Consider the following 16,324-nt stretch of genomic DNA (forward strand, 5'->3'; position numbering starts at 1 on the left):
TTGTTATAATGCAGGTAAAAGAACAAGGACGGGGAAATATGGATATACTGACAGTAGAAGGACCATATAATTTCGATTTAGTTCTAAGCAGATTAGCGCTTGATCCGCTGCATGTTGTTGATATGGAGAAAAGATTTGTAAAAGTCCCTCTTTTAATCGACAAAACACCAGTTGTTGCAGAGGTCCAAGCGGTTGGAACAACAGATGAACCAAAATTCAAAATTTCAGGAATTGAAGAACCTTATCAAAAACAAGCCCAACAGCGAATTGCTGATATTTTTCAATGGAATACAAAGCTTGCGCCAATCCATGATTTTTTCATCAAAACTGACTTGAAAGAGATTTTTACGGATCACCGCGGCACTCCGCTATTCTTAGAGTTTGATCCATACAGCTCGCTCATGAAACTCATCATCCATCAGCAGGTTAACCTAAAATTCGCCTATACATTAACTGAAAGATTTGTACGCAAATTTGGTTTTGAAAAAGATGGTGTCCCCTTTTATCCACTCCCAGAAACGGTAGCACAGCTAACCGTCGAAGAACTCCGGGAACTCCAGTTTAGCGGAAGAAAAGCAGAGTATGTTATCGGTATTGGAAAGGCTGCAGCCGAAGGATATTTACAATATGAAGAGTTAAAGAACATGTCTGATGAGGAAATTTATGATACACTAATCAAATTGCGGGGAGTTGGTCCGTGGACCGTTCAAAATTTCCTGATGTTTGGCCTCGGCAGACCAAACCTTTTCCCCACGGCAGATATTGGCATACAAAATGCCCTCAAAAAATTATATGATTTACCAGTAAAGCCAACCCAGGAAGAAATGCAAACATACGCCCAGCATTGGGAGCCATACTTAAGCTATGCTTCACTCTATTTATGGAGAAGCATCGAATAAATTGGAGTGATATCAATGACTCAAAACCAAACAGCTCAGTTAAAATTAGGACAAACCTTTCCGCTGACAATTAAACGCCTCGGCATCAATGGAGAAGGAGTCGGCTACTTTAAAAAACAAGTTGTCTTCGTTCCAGGCGCTCTTCCAGGCGAAGAAGTTGTGGTCGAAGCAACAAAGGTACATCCGAAATTTTCAGAAGGTAAAATAAAAAAAGTACGCAAAAAATCTCAGCATCGCGTTGTCCCGCCTTGTCCGGTCTATGACCAGTGCGGAGGATGCCAGCTGCAGCACCTGGAATACACCCAGCAGCTCAAGGAAAAACGCGATATCGTCATTCAATCATTAGAACGCCATTCAAGATTGAAGGTTGAAGATTTAAATATAAAACAAACCATTGGCATGGACAATCCATGGAGCTACCGGAATAAAAGCTCATTCCAAGTAGGAACACAAAACGGCAAAGTACTGGCAGGACTATACGGACTGAACTCCCACAAACTCATCAACATCGAGCAATGTGCCGTACAGCATCCGCAAACAAATGCTGCAGTCAAAACAGTCAAACAAGTGCTTCAGGATCTGCAAATCCCGATTTACCATGAAAAAACAAGAAAAGGAATTGTCCGTACCATTGTCGCCCGTGTTGGCATCCAAACAGGCGAACTGCAAATCGTCCTGATCACAGCTAAAAAAGAACTGCCAAAAAAGGCATTAATAATAGAAAAAATTAAAAACAGTCTGCCAGAAGTTAAATCCATCATTCAAAACATTAACGGCCAAAAAACATCGCTAATATTTGGGGAAGAAACGTTCAACCTCGACGGCAGTGATTTCATTCAAGAAACATTAGGCGATCTGCAATTTGAATTATCAGCAAGAACCTTCTTCCAGCTGAACCCTGAGCAAACCGTAAAGCTTTATGATGAAGTCAAAAAAGCTGCTGCGCTAACAGGGAAGGAAAAAGTAGCTGATGCATATTGTGGTGTTGGAACCATTGGATTATGGGTGGCGGACGGAGCGTCAGAAATCCGCGGGATGGATATCATTCCAGAATCCATTCAAGATGCAAAGAAAAATGCGAAACGTCATGGCATCAAGCATTCAAAATACGTTACCGGCAAAGCAGAAGAACTGCTCCCGAAATGGGTAAAAGAAGGCTGGAAACCAGATGTCATCATCGTAGATCCGCCAAGAACTGGACTGGATCGCGCGCTAATCCAGACCATTCTTAACGTGAAACCAAAGAAAGTGGTTTATGTTTCATGTAATCCATCTACGCTTGCAAAGGATATTGATGTATTAAGCAAGAAGTATAACGTTGAAATGATTCAGCCGGTGGATATGTTTCCGCAGACTTCTCATATTGAGGTAGTAACAGAGTTAAAATTAAAATAAAAATCAGGCAAGAGTCTATAGGCTCTTGCCTTTATCTATTTTAGGAATGCTAACCCGCATACAAAATTTCTCAATTCAAGTAGATTAAAAATCCTCACTCAATCACATTAAATGAAGTAGTTAAAGATACTCCTTTTTAAAATTTCAAGGACAAAGCCATACTCCCCAATCCTACTGCTTCAATCCTCATCCTCCGATTCTTCCGCTGAATTTACTCTAGAAGATTTTAAAATTTGTTTTTTATTAAAAGTTAGATTAACAAATATGATGTATATTCTTTTAATATGTGAAATAAGTGATATCCAATTTGTATATATTGTGTATAAAAATTCATTTCATTAAACAACTGTAAGTAAATATGAAATGATTAAAATTTTATGTTTATTCAAAATAGCTTATTGCATTCTATCTTTATATTCCCTATAATCTACCTTTAAGGTAATTTTATAAAATTAACCATTTTGTATTTATACATACATTTTGCATATTTATTAATAAGGAGGAATATTTATGGAACACATGGGCTGGATATCAATACTTCCCCCAATTATAGCAATCATTCTTGCCATCATAACAAAGAACGTTGTAGTGTCACTGTTTTCTGGTGCTTTTATTGGGGTGCTCATTCTAGTCGGAGGGAATCCTCTTGAGGCAACGACAGTGACGATTGGAAACTACTTTTTTACTCTTGCCGCGGATGGATACAACGCAGCTATTATTGTTTTATTATTTTTTATTGGCGGATTTGTAGGACTCATGGAAAAGTCGGGCGGTGGAGCCGCTCTTGCAGGGAATACGATTAAATTTATCAATACGAAGGCAAAAGCACAGATTTCAGCTTGGTTCGGAGGAATTATCATCTTCTTCTCCGATTTGGGTACTCCACTTATTGTTGGACCAGTTTTTGAAAAGATCTTTGATAAGGCAAAGATTTCTAGAGAGAAGCTAGCATGGATTATTGATTCAACGTCTTCACCAGTTGCTGTGTTAATTCCTTTTATTGGATGGGGCGTATACATTATGGGTCTTATTCAAAAGGAATATGAAGCATTGAATATTACGACATCTGAATTTACCACTCTCGTCCAGGTTATACCTTTTCAGTTTTATGCGATATTGGCAGTAGCACTTGTACCGTTAATTGCTCTTACAAAGTTAGATTTTGGGCCAATGGCAAAAGCTGAGCGCAGAGTTCAAACTTCGGGCGAATTGTACTGGCCAGCTTCTAAGCCATTAAGAAGGGCTGAGAATGCCGAAGAGGGAACGGAACACCGGCATGCCATATTAATTTGGCTGCCGCTGTTAGTGTTATTTGTTACTCTATTCGCTTTGCTGATTTCATATGGATTCCCATTTGAACCTGTGGCAGGAAATGATTTTAGAGTTGCTTTAACTACAGCCTATTTATTTGCTGCTATTACGATTATCATCTTAATGCTTGTATATAAGTTGAAGAAATTCAGTGACATTTTCAATATCTATACAACAGGGATGCAAAAGATGGTTTATGTTGCCGTTACGTTAATTCTTGCTTGGTCCCTTGGACAGGTTATGAAAGAAATGGGTACAGCTAACTTTATTGTTGAAGCAATGAATGGAAATGTGCCTGCATTCATTATCCCAGCCATCTTATTCTTGGTCGGTGTTTTAATGTCTCTTGCATCAGGATCTTCATGGGGCACCTATGCTATTATGCTGCCAATCGCCATTCCGATGGCTGTGACACTTGATGCACATTTGTTAGTTTGCATCGGTGCTGTTCTTTCAGGTGGAATCATGGGTGACCATAGCTCGCCTATTTCTGATACAACGATTTTATCTTCTACAGGAGCAGGTGCAGACCATATCGATCATGTGAAAACACAATTGCCATATGCACTTCTTAATGCTTCAATTGCGTTTGTTGGCTATATTGTTGCTGGGATCACAGGGAGTGCATTAACTTTAGTATTAGTGTTTGCCTTACTCATTTTATCTATTTTTGTTTTATCAAAGATTCATAGAAAGAAGTATGAGCAATCTGAGGGAATTGGAATATAATAATTAGGATTTATAATAAAATTTACCTCAGCAGATAGCTGAATAATTTAAGGATCAATCTTATGATTGGTCCTTTTTTGTGTGAGTAAAAGTTTAGCAGTTCTTAACCATATTCATTTGACTAATGAAATAAAATAACTTATGATTATCACGATTAATTACTTAGAAGCATAAAAGCTTTAAAGTGTTAAAGTATTTATGAAACTATTAATGTATATAATAGTTTCATATGATTGGCGGGGGAAAAGGTGAAAGAGAATCTAACAATGTGGAAATCGATTATTCCTTTATTAGGATTAATCATAGCTGCGGCTTCTTCCATTTTTATATGGAATGCTGGAATGAATGTTCCATTAATCATTGGGGTTATTTTAGCTTCTGCTGTTGCGATTAGCAGCGGATGGAACTGGAATCAAGTGCAGCAGATGATGGTAAATGGAGTAACAAGGGCTCTGCCAGCTGTATTTATTTTATTGGTCATCGGCACGATTATTGGTTCTTGGATTGCGAGTGGTGTAATTCCGACGATGATTTATTATGGGATTTCTATCATAAATCCAAGCTGGTTTATTCCGGTTGTTGCACTCATCACGGGTATTGTTTCCATTACTCTGGGAACTTCCTTTACATCGATTGCAACTGTTGGATTAGCCTTTATGGCAATTGGTGAGGGGTTAGGATTTCCGCCGGCTCTAGTTGCAGGTGCCGTTATATCAGGCGCGTATTTAGGGGATAAACTTTCTCCATTATCAGATACAACCAATGTTGCTGCGGCACTGGTTGATACAGATTTATTCAGTCATATTAAACATATGCTTTGGGATACGATACCTGCATTTTTATTATCGCTTATTTTGTTTTGGGTATTTGGCAGTTTGGAGTCAGCGAACAGCACAAATATCGAATCAGACGCTATTGATACAATCATGTCCGGCTTAGAGAATGCATTTGTAATTCATCCATTATTATTGCTGCTCCCAATTTTAACGATCTTTCTAATGCTTAAGCGTGTTCCTGCATTGCCAGCATTAATGGGAGTAGGCTTATTAGGTGCAGTAATAGCTGTTGTGGTTCAGGGAATCTCAGTAAGTTCAATCGTTCAATTTATGACGAACGGTTTTAAAATAACAACAGGTATCGGTGAGATTGATTCATTATTAAATCGCGGCGGACTATCTTCCATGCTTGGAACTGTCGGGATGCTAATGATTGCTACAGCTCTCGGCGGCATTTTAGAAGAAACAGGAACATTTGAAGTATTAACAGGTAAAATGATGGAAAAAGTGAAAAGTGCTGGAGCGCTGATCAGTTCTACGCTGTTATCAACATTTATTGTTGCATTAGCAAGCGGTGCGCAATTTTTAGCCATTATATTGCCCGCGAGAACGTTTGTGCAAAAGTATAAAGATATGAACATTGATACGAAAAATCTTTCGAGAACAGTAGAGTCAATGGGGACTGTCGGGATTAATCTTGTGCCTTGGAGTGTGCCTGCTGTATTTGCATCTGGCGTATTGGGAGTTAGTGCGTGGGAGTTCATTCCCTATGCGTTCTTTATTTATCTTGTTCCATTAGTTAACCTGCTGTTTGGTTTTACCGGATGGACAATTGCCAGGAAAGATTACACCAAAGAAGAAGAAATGGTACATGCAGAAAGGGAAGTTGTATAGTGAGTGAGGTACTTTTAAGTGTGGCTGGAACTGCACAAGATGGCGGTTTGCCGCAAGCAAATTGTTTCTGTGATAATTGTAAGAGGGCATTAACAGACTCGAAGTTTAAAAGAACGGCTGCATCCTTGGCCATTATATTACCAGAGGAGAAAAAGTGGCATCTGATTGAGGCTACTCCTGATCTGCGGGAACAAATGGCACGCTTGCAAATGAGATATGGGATGGAATCACAGCTGATGAGCAGCATTTTTCTATCGCATGCCCATATTGGTCACTATCCAGGCTTGATGTTCCTAGGGAAAGAATCGGTTAATTCCCGCCAATTGCCAGTAATGGCAGGAGCGAAGATGAAAAAGCTGATTGAAAATCATGCGCCATGGAGCCAGTTAACTGCGCTTGAAAACATCGCTGTTCAAGAACTAAAAGACAGACAGCCTGTCCGTGTTTCTTCAGAAGTCACGGTAACTCCTGTACTTGTTCCACATCGGAATGAGTTTTCTGAGACTTTTGCTTTTTGGATTATTGGTCCGAATAAAAAGGTACTGTTTATCCCAGATATTGATCGCTGGAATGAATGGGATATTGATATTCGCGAAGCGGCCAAAGAGGCGGATATTTGTTTTCTCGATGGTACGTTTTATTCTAAAGAGGAAATAGCAAACATTGGGCGCGATTATCGGCAGATCCCCCATCCGCTCATAACAGAGACGATGGAGCTGCTCGAAGATTTAGCAGGGGAGACGGATATTTATTTTACACATCTTAACCATTCAAACCCCGTATTAAATGAAGATGGTTTGCTAAGAAAGCAAATCGAAGCAAAAGGATTTTTCATTGCAGACGAAGAGATGGAAATCAGGATTTAACAGCATGGAGATGTTCAAGAATTGTCTGCAGCGAATATAGAAAAATTAGGTATGTAACCACTGAACTTTAATGTAAATACTAGTTAATCTAAGATCTGGAAGATTCCTTCCGGGTCTTTTCCATGAACACATACCTTGTTTTGTTTGGCTTTTCATTGTACTTTATATATTGATGCAAAAAAAATTAAGGTGTTCTATATATATTTTACTTATATAATCTTTATATTTTTTGAACGAAAGGATTTTTATGATGATAGATAATTTCTGGCGTGATCTGCCACGTCCATTTTTTATACTGGCACCAATGGAGGATGTAACAGATGTTGTGTTCCGCCATGTCGTGAGTGAAGCAGCCAGACCGGATGTATTCTTTACGGAGTTTGCCAATACGGAGAGTTATTGCCACCCAGAGGGGAACGCGAGTGTGCGCGGGCGTTTGACTTTTACAGAGGACGAGCAGCCTATTGTCGCTCATATTTGGGGAGATAAGCCTGAGTATTTTCGTCAGATGAGTATGGGGATGGCGAAGCAGGGGTTTAAGGGGATTGATATTAATATGGGCTGTCCTGTTCCGAATGTGGCTGACAATGGGAAGGGAAGCGGTCTGATTTGCCGTCCTGAAGTTGCTGCGGATATTATTGAAGCCGCGAAAGCAGGTGGACTGCCTGTAAGTGTGAAAACTAGACTTGGTTTTACAGAGGTCGATGAATGGCGCGATTGGCTGACCCATATATTGAAACAAGACATCGCGAATCTTTCCATCCACCTGCGTACAAGAGATGAAATGAGCAAAGTGCCTGCTCACTGGGAACTGATTCCAGAGATTAAAAAACTTCGTGACGAAATCGCTCCAGATACTCTTTTAACAATCAATGGAGATATCCTTGACCGCCAAATGGGCATGGAACTTGTTGAGCAATATGGTGTCGATGGAGTGATGATCGGACGCGGCATTTTCAGCAATCCTTTTGCTTTTGAAAAAGAGAAAAGAGAGCATAGCAGCAAGGAATTGCTGGATCTTTTAAGATTGCACCTGGATCTCCATGATAAACATTCGGCACTAGAACAGCGCCCGTACAAGCCTCTTCCTCGCTTTTTTAAGATATATGTGAAAGGATTCAGAGGGGCAAGTGAGCTGCGGAATCAGCTGATGAGTACGAAGTCAACAGATGAAGTGCGAGCTTTGTTGGATGAGTTTGAGCAGAGGAATATAGATAACTCTGGAGAACACTGAAATTCTCAATAAAATAGATTTTATAAAACCTGGATTTCGGTGAACCGATTTCCAGGTTTTTTTGTAAAAAAATGAAAAAAGTGAGACTAAAACGAATTCAAGTCCGTATATAGTTAGTAGAGATCATGATGGAATGGATGTGTTTCTTTATGATAAAAAACAAAAAATTGCTTTATCTAGCTTTTATTCCTTATATTATATCAATGGCCTTAAATTTCCCTTTTCCGCACGAAAGACCATATGGTGAAACACTGCTTGAAATATTCAATATTCCTATACGATCTGCTAATGGTTTTCATATTATGGGTATACTTTCACTTGCCTTATTATTTGCTAGTTTTTTTCTTCTTGTCAGATCGATAGCCAAGTATCAAGGGCGCATGGTCTTGCTGGCTATATTGGTTGCTGTATTTGCTCCATCAATGCTCGCCAATGCGTATCAACAGACATTTGCAGACGGGATATATGCTGTTTCTTATGATCGTGAGTGGAGCAATTGCCGCTTCGAAATGATAGGGGAATCTACCTTAAGAGGAGAATGTGATCTGCCTTTTGAAAATTACAACAGTAATGATGTTCAGTTTACTCTCGAATTTAATGAAAGTTTCTATTTCGAAGATGATATTAAAATGGAATCGCTTCTAAATATTTCAGGTCCTCATACGGTGGAATTAGCAGGACATGAAAGAAAAGTAGAGAAGGTTTATGCTGAGATCGATGTAACGGAAATAGAAAATCATGTTGACAGTGGTACTTCCTCGGGTGTAAGTATAGTCATTAAATCTGGTGAGAACATGAGGAGACTCTGATTATTTTTATATAATGAACAATACCCTCAATAAACAGGTTGAGGGTATTGTATGCTAACTATTCCTCCCATAAGTAATAACCCCTACACCCCCGCATATATATTAATGGGTTACCCCCTAAACTCCAAAAGCAGGTGAGAACATGGAGAAACCACCGGAAAATAATAATAGAGATGAGCAAAATAAGAAAAATGAACAGCTGGATCAATATCGAATTAAAAATGCAGACAATCCGATTACAACAAATGAAGGTTTAAAGGTTGCCAATAATGAAAACACCTTAAAAGCGGGAGATCGCGGTCCTGTGCTAATGGAGGATTTTCATTTTTTTCAAAAGCAAATGCATTTTGATACGGAACGAATTCCAGAGAGAGTCGTACATGCCAGAGGGTTTGGTGTGCATGGTGAATTTGAAGCGTATAAATCGATGAAAAAATATACTAGAGCTGGATTCCTTCAGGAGGAAGGGCTTAAGACGCCTGTGTTTGTGCGGTTTTCTACTGTGCAGGGCGGCAAAGGGTCTATGGATACAGCCCGGGACATACGCGGGTTTGCTGTGAAATTTTATACAGATGAAGGAAATTATGATTTGCTGGGTCTGCAGTTTCCCATTTTTGTGATACATGATGCATTTAAGTTTGTGGATTCACAGCATGCTCTGAAACCAGAACCGCATAATGATATGCCAACAGCTTCTGCCGCACATGATAACTTTTGGGATTTTGTCGCCAATAATCAGGAATCGGCTCATTTTGTGATGTGGGCGATGTCTGATCGCGCAGTCCCTAGAAGCTGGCGGATGATGGAAGGGTTCGGCATTAACATTTTCCGTTTTGTGAATGAAGAGGGGAAGTCGCACTTTGTTCGGTTTCATTGGAAGCCTATGCTTGGTGTACACTCGCTCCTTAATGAAGAGTCCCTGATTATTGGCGGAGTAGATCCGGATTATCATAGACGCGATTTGAGTGAAGCGATTGAGCGTGGTGCTTATCCTGTCTATGAACTTGGGGTGCAGATGATCGCTGAAGAAGATGAGTTTAAGTTTGATTTCGATGTGATCGATCCTACTAAGGTTTGGCCAGAGGAGATCATTCCCGTTGAAAAAATCGGGAAGATGACGTTGAATCGAAATGTTGATAACTTTTTCGCCGAAACAGAACAGGTTGCTTTTGATGTGACGAATCTAGTTCCTGGCATCAATTTTAGCAATGATCCCATTTTGCAGGGAAGGACCTTTACTTATAAAATAACTCAGCAGCACAGGCTTGGCGGTTCGAATTATCCTGATCTGCCAATCAATAAATCAATCTGTCCATTTCATAACAATCAGCGAGACAGTTTCAACAGATATCGTATTGATGTCGATCAAGTAAACTATTTTAGAAATTCTATCGCCAATAACACGCCCGGGCCAACTCCGCCAGAGGAAGGCGGGTTCGTTCATTATCCGGAACAGGTGGAAGGGAAAAAGGTCAAAGCGAGCAGTGATACTTTCAAGGATTTCTTCTCTCATGCGCGACTATTCTGGAATAGCATGTCAAGCGTTGAAAAGCAGCATATCATCGAGGCATTCAGTTTTGAGCTTGCGAAAGTGAAGGATGAGTCTGTTCGCCAGCAGGTTGTTGATATGTATGTGAACGTCGATAAGGAAATGGCGAAAAAGATTGCCGAAAATATTGGTGCAAATCCTCCAGAGGGAGAGAATGTTCCGGTTACCTTGGCTTCGCCTGCACTTAGCCAGGAGAATACACCGCATTATCCTTATACATTAAAAGTGGGTGTAATCATTGCCAATGGCTTTGATGGAGAAGAAGTAAAAAATACGCTTGAAACACTTAATCAAAATGGAGTTTTCGTTGTTTTGATTAGTGAAAAGCTTGGCACTGTTACAGGAGCCGATGGCACAGAACTGAAAGTGGATCAAATCTTTGTTTCTACTCATCATACGCTATATGACTCTCTGTATATAGTTGGCGGGGAAAGTGCTAATCAAACTTCCTTTGATATTAATACTTTAGATTTTGTAAACGGAATATACAAATATTATAAGCCGATTGGTGTGGCGACAACAGGACAGTCCTATATTCAGCCTTCTGAATACAATAATTTAGATGGTGTCGTGTTTGCAGCTGAAAATCAAGATTTTAATGAGGCGTTTGTTTCGGCGATTACGGTTCGGCGTTTTTGGGATCGAAGGTAGAGATCTATTATTAAAGCATACGAAATTGTTTGGGAAATATCATACTGTTATACTGTACTTACAAATACATTAGACTAGAAGATCACCTAATGGTGATCTTTTTACTGCTTACAATTAAGATGAGGTGATTAAAATGAAAAAAGTAATAACGTTATTCTTTTTCTTTAGTCTTTTAGTCATTAACTCTTTTCCTTCATTCGTAAGTGCTTGTTCATGCGCGGAATTACCAAGTGTTAAGGAAGAAATAGAACGTTCAGACGCAGTATTCAGTGGAACGGTTTTGGATATAAGAGAAAAGCGAAATTCATCAAAGTCCGTTCTTTTTGAAGTAAGGAACATTTGGAAGGGTGCAGATGAATCGCAGATTATTATTACTACAGGGCAAGGTGGGGGCGATTGCGGATTTAATTTTTTAGAGGGAACAGAATACTTGGTATATGCTAGTGAATCCACTACATTCGGTGAAAAAAATCTAGCAAGTAGCATTTGTGATCGCACCAATAAAATGACTTCTCTGCAAGAGGATATAGCCATACTGGGTGATGGGCAGCCTCCGACGAAAGAAGTCGATTTAACAAGAGAACATGAAGGAAGTAATCTCTATATATGGGTTACAGCAGCTGTAATAATGGGAATCATGGCTTTTGTGATCTTAGTTATAAAAAAACAAAGGAAAAAATAGATAACTGATCAGCTAATATGGAGAATAATTTGACTAAATTCAGGAGGTGTAATTTATGCAATCTAACAGTGCGGTATCGATTTGGTTCGGAGTCTCTAAATCTCTTCATAACCTTGAAGAATATGTTGAAGTGACTTATACAGAAGATGGAGATTCAATCGATTCCAGATTTGGCACAAGTTTTGGATTTGGTTACTATGATGAAGATAAAATTGAGATTCACTTTTTTGAGGAACCGTTAAGTGATCTGGACGAAATACTGAAAGACTTTTCTTATAGTGGAAGCTTTATTCCAAGCTTAAAAACAGTCATACAAGGTGATCATTTAGCTCATAAAATTAACTCTGTAATATTATTATATGATCTTGAAGATGATATTTTGAGCAGTGAAGAAGGATCGGGAAATATAGAAATGAAATACATTGCTACAGTACCGTACATGGAAGATTAGTTTTCTAATTCTGATATGATGTAATTTATCTGTACTATTTTTGATTTAAAATTTTACATAACAGTTTTCTTCTTCAATTGTTAAATGGCTTTGAGGATTTCAGTATTCACCTTTAGAATGAGGTTACGAACAAAAGGAGGCTATAAAATGAAAATATTATTTAAAATGTTATCAGATTATGGGAAGTTTAACTATGAGCAAATCAAGGAAAGCATTCCAGAGCCAAACGAAGAATCACGTTATGTTGTTTACTACGGATCACTGATGGAACCATCAACAACTACTAAGACAAATAAAACAATGCATTATTCTAAATTTGAAAAGCCGATTACGCTGTAATCGGCTTTTTCTTTGCAGTTTCGGTGTGCTTGTGAAACAAGAAAATTCGGGGCGTCACTGTGACTGCTTAAAACTCAAACTCATCAGTCCATCTACAAGTTGCCGGAATTGTTCTTCGTTAATCACTTCAATCGGAAGACCTTCTGCCTGGAGGGCTGCCGCCTTTTTTTCCTTTGAGCTCACGCCTGCACTGCCAACCAGTGTTTTATCCTGTGTGCCGACAACAAGATAACTGGTTTGTTTCGTTACACCGCTTTTAAGCAATCCGCCATGATCCACAACCTGCTGCATGGCTTCTGCACGATCCATCCCAGCTAATTCACCTGTAAATACAACATGTTTTCCGTAAAGAGGATGCTGTTCATCAAACTCTGTTTTGCTTGTTGTAATAGATGAAATCGCTGGCGCACTGGCAAAGCGTTTCTTTGCTGGTGCCGCCGTTTTTTTACCGAAAGTAGTTTGATGCTTTAATTCTGAAAAAGACTTTAATGAAACAGAACGATAGGTGCTTAAAAATGTTTCCAGTGATTTACGTCTTTTTGCTTTTACACAGTTGATGACAAGCTGTGCACATGTAATTGCATCTGATAAAGCATGATGATGCTGATCTAATTGGACTCCAAAGCGTTCGGCGCGATCTTTGAGAGATCCGCTGACTCTTTCGCGGCCAAGCGCACATGAGCTGATGGGAATACTGCATGCATAAGTGAATTCAGGGATATCCAGTTTGTGTGTGAGCAAGCAGTTTTTCAGCACACTCATATCAAACTGAGCATTATGAGCAATTATGAGATGCTCTCCTTGAAAATATTGCTGGATCTCCTTCCACACTTCATCAAATGTTGGTGCATTTCTAACATCATCTTCTGTAATTCCATGCACCCGTACCATCCCCGGATCCATAAACAGTGTTGGAGGCTGAATAAGATAATATTTTTCGTCTATAATCGAGTTGTTTTCAACAAATGCCATTCCGATTGAACAGGCGCTGTCCAGACGGTTATTGGCAATTTCAAAGTCAATTGCAATAAAATCCATCGTTTTTCTCCCTTCATACAGAGATTGCTTATTCATAGTTTAATAGAAATAGCAGGGAAAATCCAAGTGGAGGGTTTTACCTGTGAAACAAGAAAATTCGGGGCGTCACTGTGACTGTGTCAAAAATGTGAATCAAAAACCAAAAAAATATGATATTGTGAAGTTATTCACAATATCAATTCTATTTATCTTGTATAATAAATCTATAAACAATATACCTAAAGAAGAAACCTATCAGCATGTTTATGTGAAATATTGAGCAAATTTAGGAGGTTATAAAATGAAAAAACAATTAGTTATGATCGGGAACGGCATGGCGGGAGTAAGAGCAATCGAAGAAATTCTTAAATTAAATAAAGAGGAATTTGAGATAACGATCTTTGGAAAAGAGCCATATCCTAACTATAACCGCATCCAATTATCACATGTGCTGCAGGGTGATACAACAGTGGAAGAGATCATTATGAATGATTGGGATTGGTATAAGGAGAATCATATTCAGCTATTTACAAACGAAAGCATTGTGAAAATCAATCCTGAAAACAAAACAGTGGAGAGCAGCAATGGGCGCATCACTGCATATGACAAGTTAATTATAGCGACAGGCTCCAGTCCGTTTATTCTGCCCGTAAAGGGTGCAGACAAACAGGGCGTAACTGGTTTTCGTGATATACATGATTGTGAAATAATGATCAAGACGGCAGAGTCTTATAAAAATGCGGTTGTCATTGGCGGAGGTCTACTTGGACTTGAAGCAGCACGCGGTCTAATTGATCTTGGCATGAAGGTTGATGTGGTTCATTTAATGCCGCATCTAATGGAAAGACAGCTTGATCCAACAGCCTCACAAATGCTGCAGAGAGAACTTGAAAGCCAGGGAATGAACTTCCTGATGGAAAAACAAACAGAAGAAATTCTAGGGGAAGAGCGGGTAACAGTCATTCGTTTCACAGATGGAAGCGAAACGGCTGCTGATTTAGTTGTTATGGCTGTTGGAATAAAACCGAATATTGAGCTTGCAGCAGCTTGCGGCTTGGAAGTGAATCGCGGAATTGTCGTCAACGATTATATTGAAACAAGCATTCCTGATATTTATGCAGTCGGCGAGTGTGCAGAGCACCGGGAAGTCACATACGGTCTTGTAGCTCCCTTATATGAGCAAGCAAAAGTGCTTGCAGAAACAATCGTTGGCAAATGCGAAAGTACTTATGAAGGTTCAATTACAGGCACACAATTAAAGGTCTCTGGTGTGGACTTATATTCTGCTGGAGAAATAATGGATGACCCTTCTGTAAAAGCGATCAAAGTTCACAATGAATTTGATGGCATTTACAAGAAAATTCTTGTGCGCGACAACAAAATTGCAGGAATTGTTCTTTACGGAAATACAAAGGACAGCAGTAAATTATTCCGGATGATGATGGCCAAAGAAGAAATTACCGACCTTACAGACACTTCTCTACTGCAGAAAGCAGGAGAGGAAGGGGCGGAGGATATCGGTTCGATTCCAGCTGAAGAAGTGATTTGCGGCTGTAATGGTGTGACAAAAGGAACAATCGTTGAAGCCATCCAAACACAAGGCTTAACAACATTAATCCAAGTTTCCGGCTGCACAAATGCAGGCAGATCCTGCGGACGCTGTAAACCGCTAGTCAATGATATCCTCATGCATACACTTGGCGATAGTTTTGATGCTTCTCTTGCAAAAGATTCGCTTTGCGGCTGTACAGCACTCAGCCGGGATGAAGTCGTAGAAGAAATTCGCACAAAAGGTTTAACAACAGTAAAAGAAGTGATGAACGTTCTCGAATGGAAGCAGGAGGAAGGCTGCAGCAAATGCCGCCCAGCGATCAATTATTTCCTAGGCATGGTTCATATGGATGCATACCAGGATGACCGAGATTCTCGTCTTGTAAATGAAAAAATGCATGCAAACATTCAAAAGGATGGCACGTACTCTGTTGTACCGCGGATGTATGGCGGCGTGACAAATGCAAAAGATTTAATGAAAATTGCTCAAATTGCTGAAAAATATAATGTGCCGCTTGTGAAGTTAACAGGAGGACAGAGAATTGGCCTCTTTGGTGTTAAACGTGAGGACCTGACAGCTGTATGGCAGGAGCTTGATATGCCATCTGGATATGCGTACGGAAAAACATTAAGAACAGTTAAAACCTGTGTTGGATCTCAATTCTGCCGCTATGGCACACAGGATTCCATGTCACTCGGAATGGAACTTGAGAAGAAATTTGAGCGCCTCGATACACCTCATAAAGTGAAAATGGGGGTATCTGCCTGCCCGAGAAACTGTGCAGAATCAGGCATTAAAGACTTAGGATATGTTGGAATAGAAGGCGGCTGGGAGATCTATGTCGGCGGAAACGGCGGTACAGATTTGCGTGCAGGCGATCTCGCGTGGACCGTCACAACTGAAGCAGAAGTAATGGAATACTCCGGTGCATTTCTGCAGTATTACCGTGAAACAGCAAACTATCTGGAACGGACTTCCACATGGCTTGAAAGACTTGGTTTAGATCATGTCAAAGCTCACTTGGCTGATAAAAACATACGAGAACAGCTGAATGATCGTCTTGACCAAACATTACAGCGCTACAATGAGCCGTGGAAGCAAGCGATAGAAGATCAAAAAGTAAATGAAAAATATTACTCTACTAAAGAAGTAGAACTAGTTTAAGGAGGC

At 39.7% G+C, this 16,324-nt stretch carries 13 protein-coding genes; 12 read left to right on the forward strand and 1 reads right to left on the reverse strand.

Annotation, left to right across the window (positions count from 1 at the left end; genetic code table 11):
• Positions 1 to 38: 38 nt before the first annotated feature.
• From F7732_RS14855 to F7732_RS14905, 11 genes are all read left to right on the forward strand, one after another.
• On the forward strand, positions 39 to 899 hold the full coding sequence (locus F7732_RS14855) for a DNA-3-methyladenine glycosylase family protein (RefSeq protein ID WP_151574798.1): 861 nt from the start codon (positions 39 to 41) through the stop codon (positions 897 to 899).
• A 15-nt stretch (positions 900 to 914) separates the two neighbouring features.
• Entirely contained in the window at positions 915 to 2,294 is a 1,380-nt protein-coding gene (rlmD, locus tag F7732_RS14860; RefSeq protein WP_151574799.1) for a 23S rRNA (uracil(1939)-C(5))-methyltransferase RlmD, read from the forward strand.
• A 510-nt stretch (positions 2,295 to 2,804) separates the two neighbouring features.
• Positions 2,805 to 4,334: a Na+/H+ antiporter NhaC family protein gene (locus tag F7732_RS14865; protein ID WP_151574800.1), complete on the forward strand. Its 1,530-nt coding sequence runs from the start codon at positions 2,805 to 2,807 to the stop codon at positions 4,332 to 4,334.
• A 248-nt stretch (positions 4,335 to 4,582) separates the two neighbouring features.
• Complete coding sequence (nhaC, locus tag F7732_RS14870) at positions 4,583 to 6,004, forward strand: Na+/H+ antiporter NhaC (RefSeq protein ID WP_151574801.1); 1,422 nt, start codon at positions 4,583 to 4,585, stop codon at positions 6,002 to 6,004.
• On the forward strand, positions 6,004 to 6,870 hold the full coding sequence (locus F7732_RS14875; protein WP_151574802.1) for an MBL fold metallo-hydrolase: 867 nt from the start codon (positions 6,004 to 6,006) through the stop codon (positions 6,868 to 6,870). The genes nhaC and F7732_RS14875 overlap by 1 nt, the downstream gene beginning before the upstream one ends.
• Positions 6,871 to 7,120: 250 nt before the next feature.
• The gene (locus F7732_RS14880; RefSeq protein ID WP_151574803.1) at positions 7,121 to 8,104 is read left to right on the forward strand and encodes a tRNA dihydrouridine synthase; all 984 of its coding nucleotides are present in this window, start codon (positions 7,121 to 7,123) and stop codon (positions 8,102 to 8,104) included.
• A gap of 149 nt (positions 8,105 to 8,253) precedes the next feature.
• Positions 8,254 to 8,913: a hypothetical protein gene (locus F7732_RS14885; protein ID WP_151574804.1), complete on the forward strand. Its 660-nt coding sequence runs from the start codon at positions 8,254 to 8,256 to the stop codon at positions 8,911 to 8,913.
• 142 nt (positions 8,914 to 9,055) lie between these two features.
• A complete protein-coding gene (locus F7732_RS14890; protein ID WP_151574805.1) occupies positions 9,056 to 11,113 on the forward strand; it encodes a catalase in 2,058 nt (685 codons plus the stop codon).
• A gap of 133 nt (positions 11,114 to 11,246) precedes the next feature.
• Positions 11,247 to 11,795: a hypothetical protein gene (locus tag F7732_RS14895; protein WP_151574806.1), complete on the forward strand. Its 549-nt coding sequence runs from the start codon at positions 11,247 to 11,249 to the stop codon at positions 11,793 to 11,795.
• Between the two features lie 55 nt (positions 11,796 to 11,850).
• A complete protein-coding gene (locus F7732_RS14900; protein ID WP_151574807.1) occupies positions 11,851 to 12,246 on the forward strand; it encodes an immunity 22 family protein in 396 nt (131 codons plus the stop codon).
• Between the two features lie 147 nt (positions 12,247 to 12,393).
• Positions 12,394 to 12,585 carry a hypothetical protein gene (locus F7732_RS14905; RefSeq protein ID WP_151574808.1) on the forward strand — a complete coding sequence of 64 codons (192 nt, stop codon included), beginning with the start codon at positions 12,394 to 12,396 and terminating at the stop codon, positions 12,583 to 12,585.
• Positions 12,586 to 12,639: 54 nt separating this feature from the next.
• On the opposite strand, the gene F7732_RS14910 is transcribed toward F7732_RS14905, so the two are convergent.
• Positions 12,640 to 13,623, reverse strand: coding sequence for an exonuclease domain-containing protein (locus tag F7732_RS14910; RefSeq protein WP_151574809.1), 984 nt, complete (start codon positions 13,621 to 13,623; stop codon positions 12,640 to 12,642).
• A gap of 280 nt (positions 13,624 to 13,903) precedes the next feature.
• Between F7732_RS14910 and nirB the strand changes: the two genes are divergently transcribed.
• On the forward strand, positions 13,904 to 16,318 hold the full coding sequence (nirB, locus tag F7732_RS14915) for a nitrite reductase large subunit NirB (RefSeq protein ID WP_151574810.1): 2,415 nt from the start codon (positions 13,904 to 13,906) through the stop codon (positions 16,316 to 16,318).
• Positions 16,319 to 16,324 lie beyond the last annotated feature (6 nt).

Origin of the sequence: Bacillus mesophilum (assembly GCF_008923265.1) — a bacterium.
Lineage (GTDB): Bacteria > Bacillota > Bacilli > Bacillales > Cytobacillaceae > Cytobacillus > Cytobacillus mesophilum.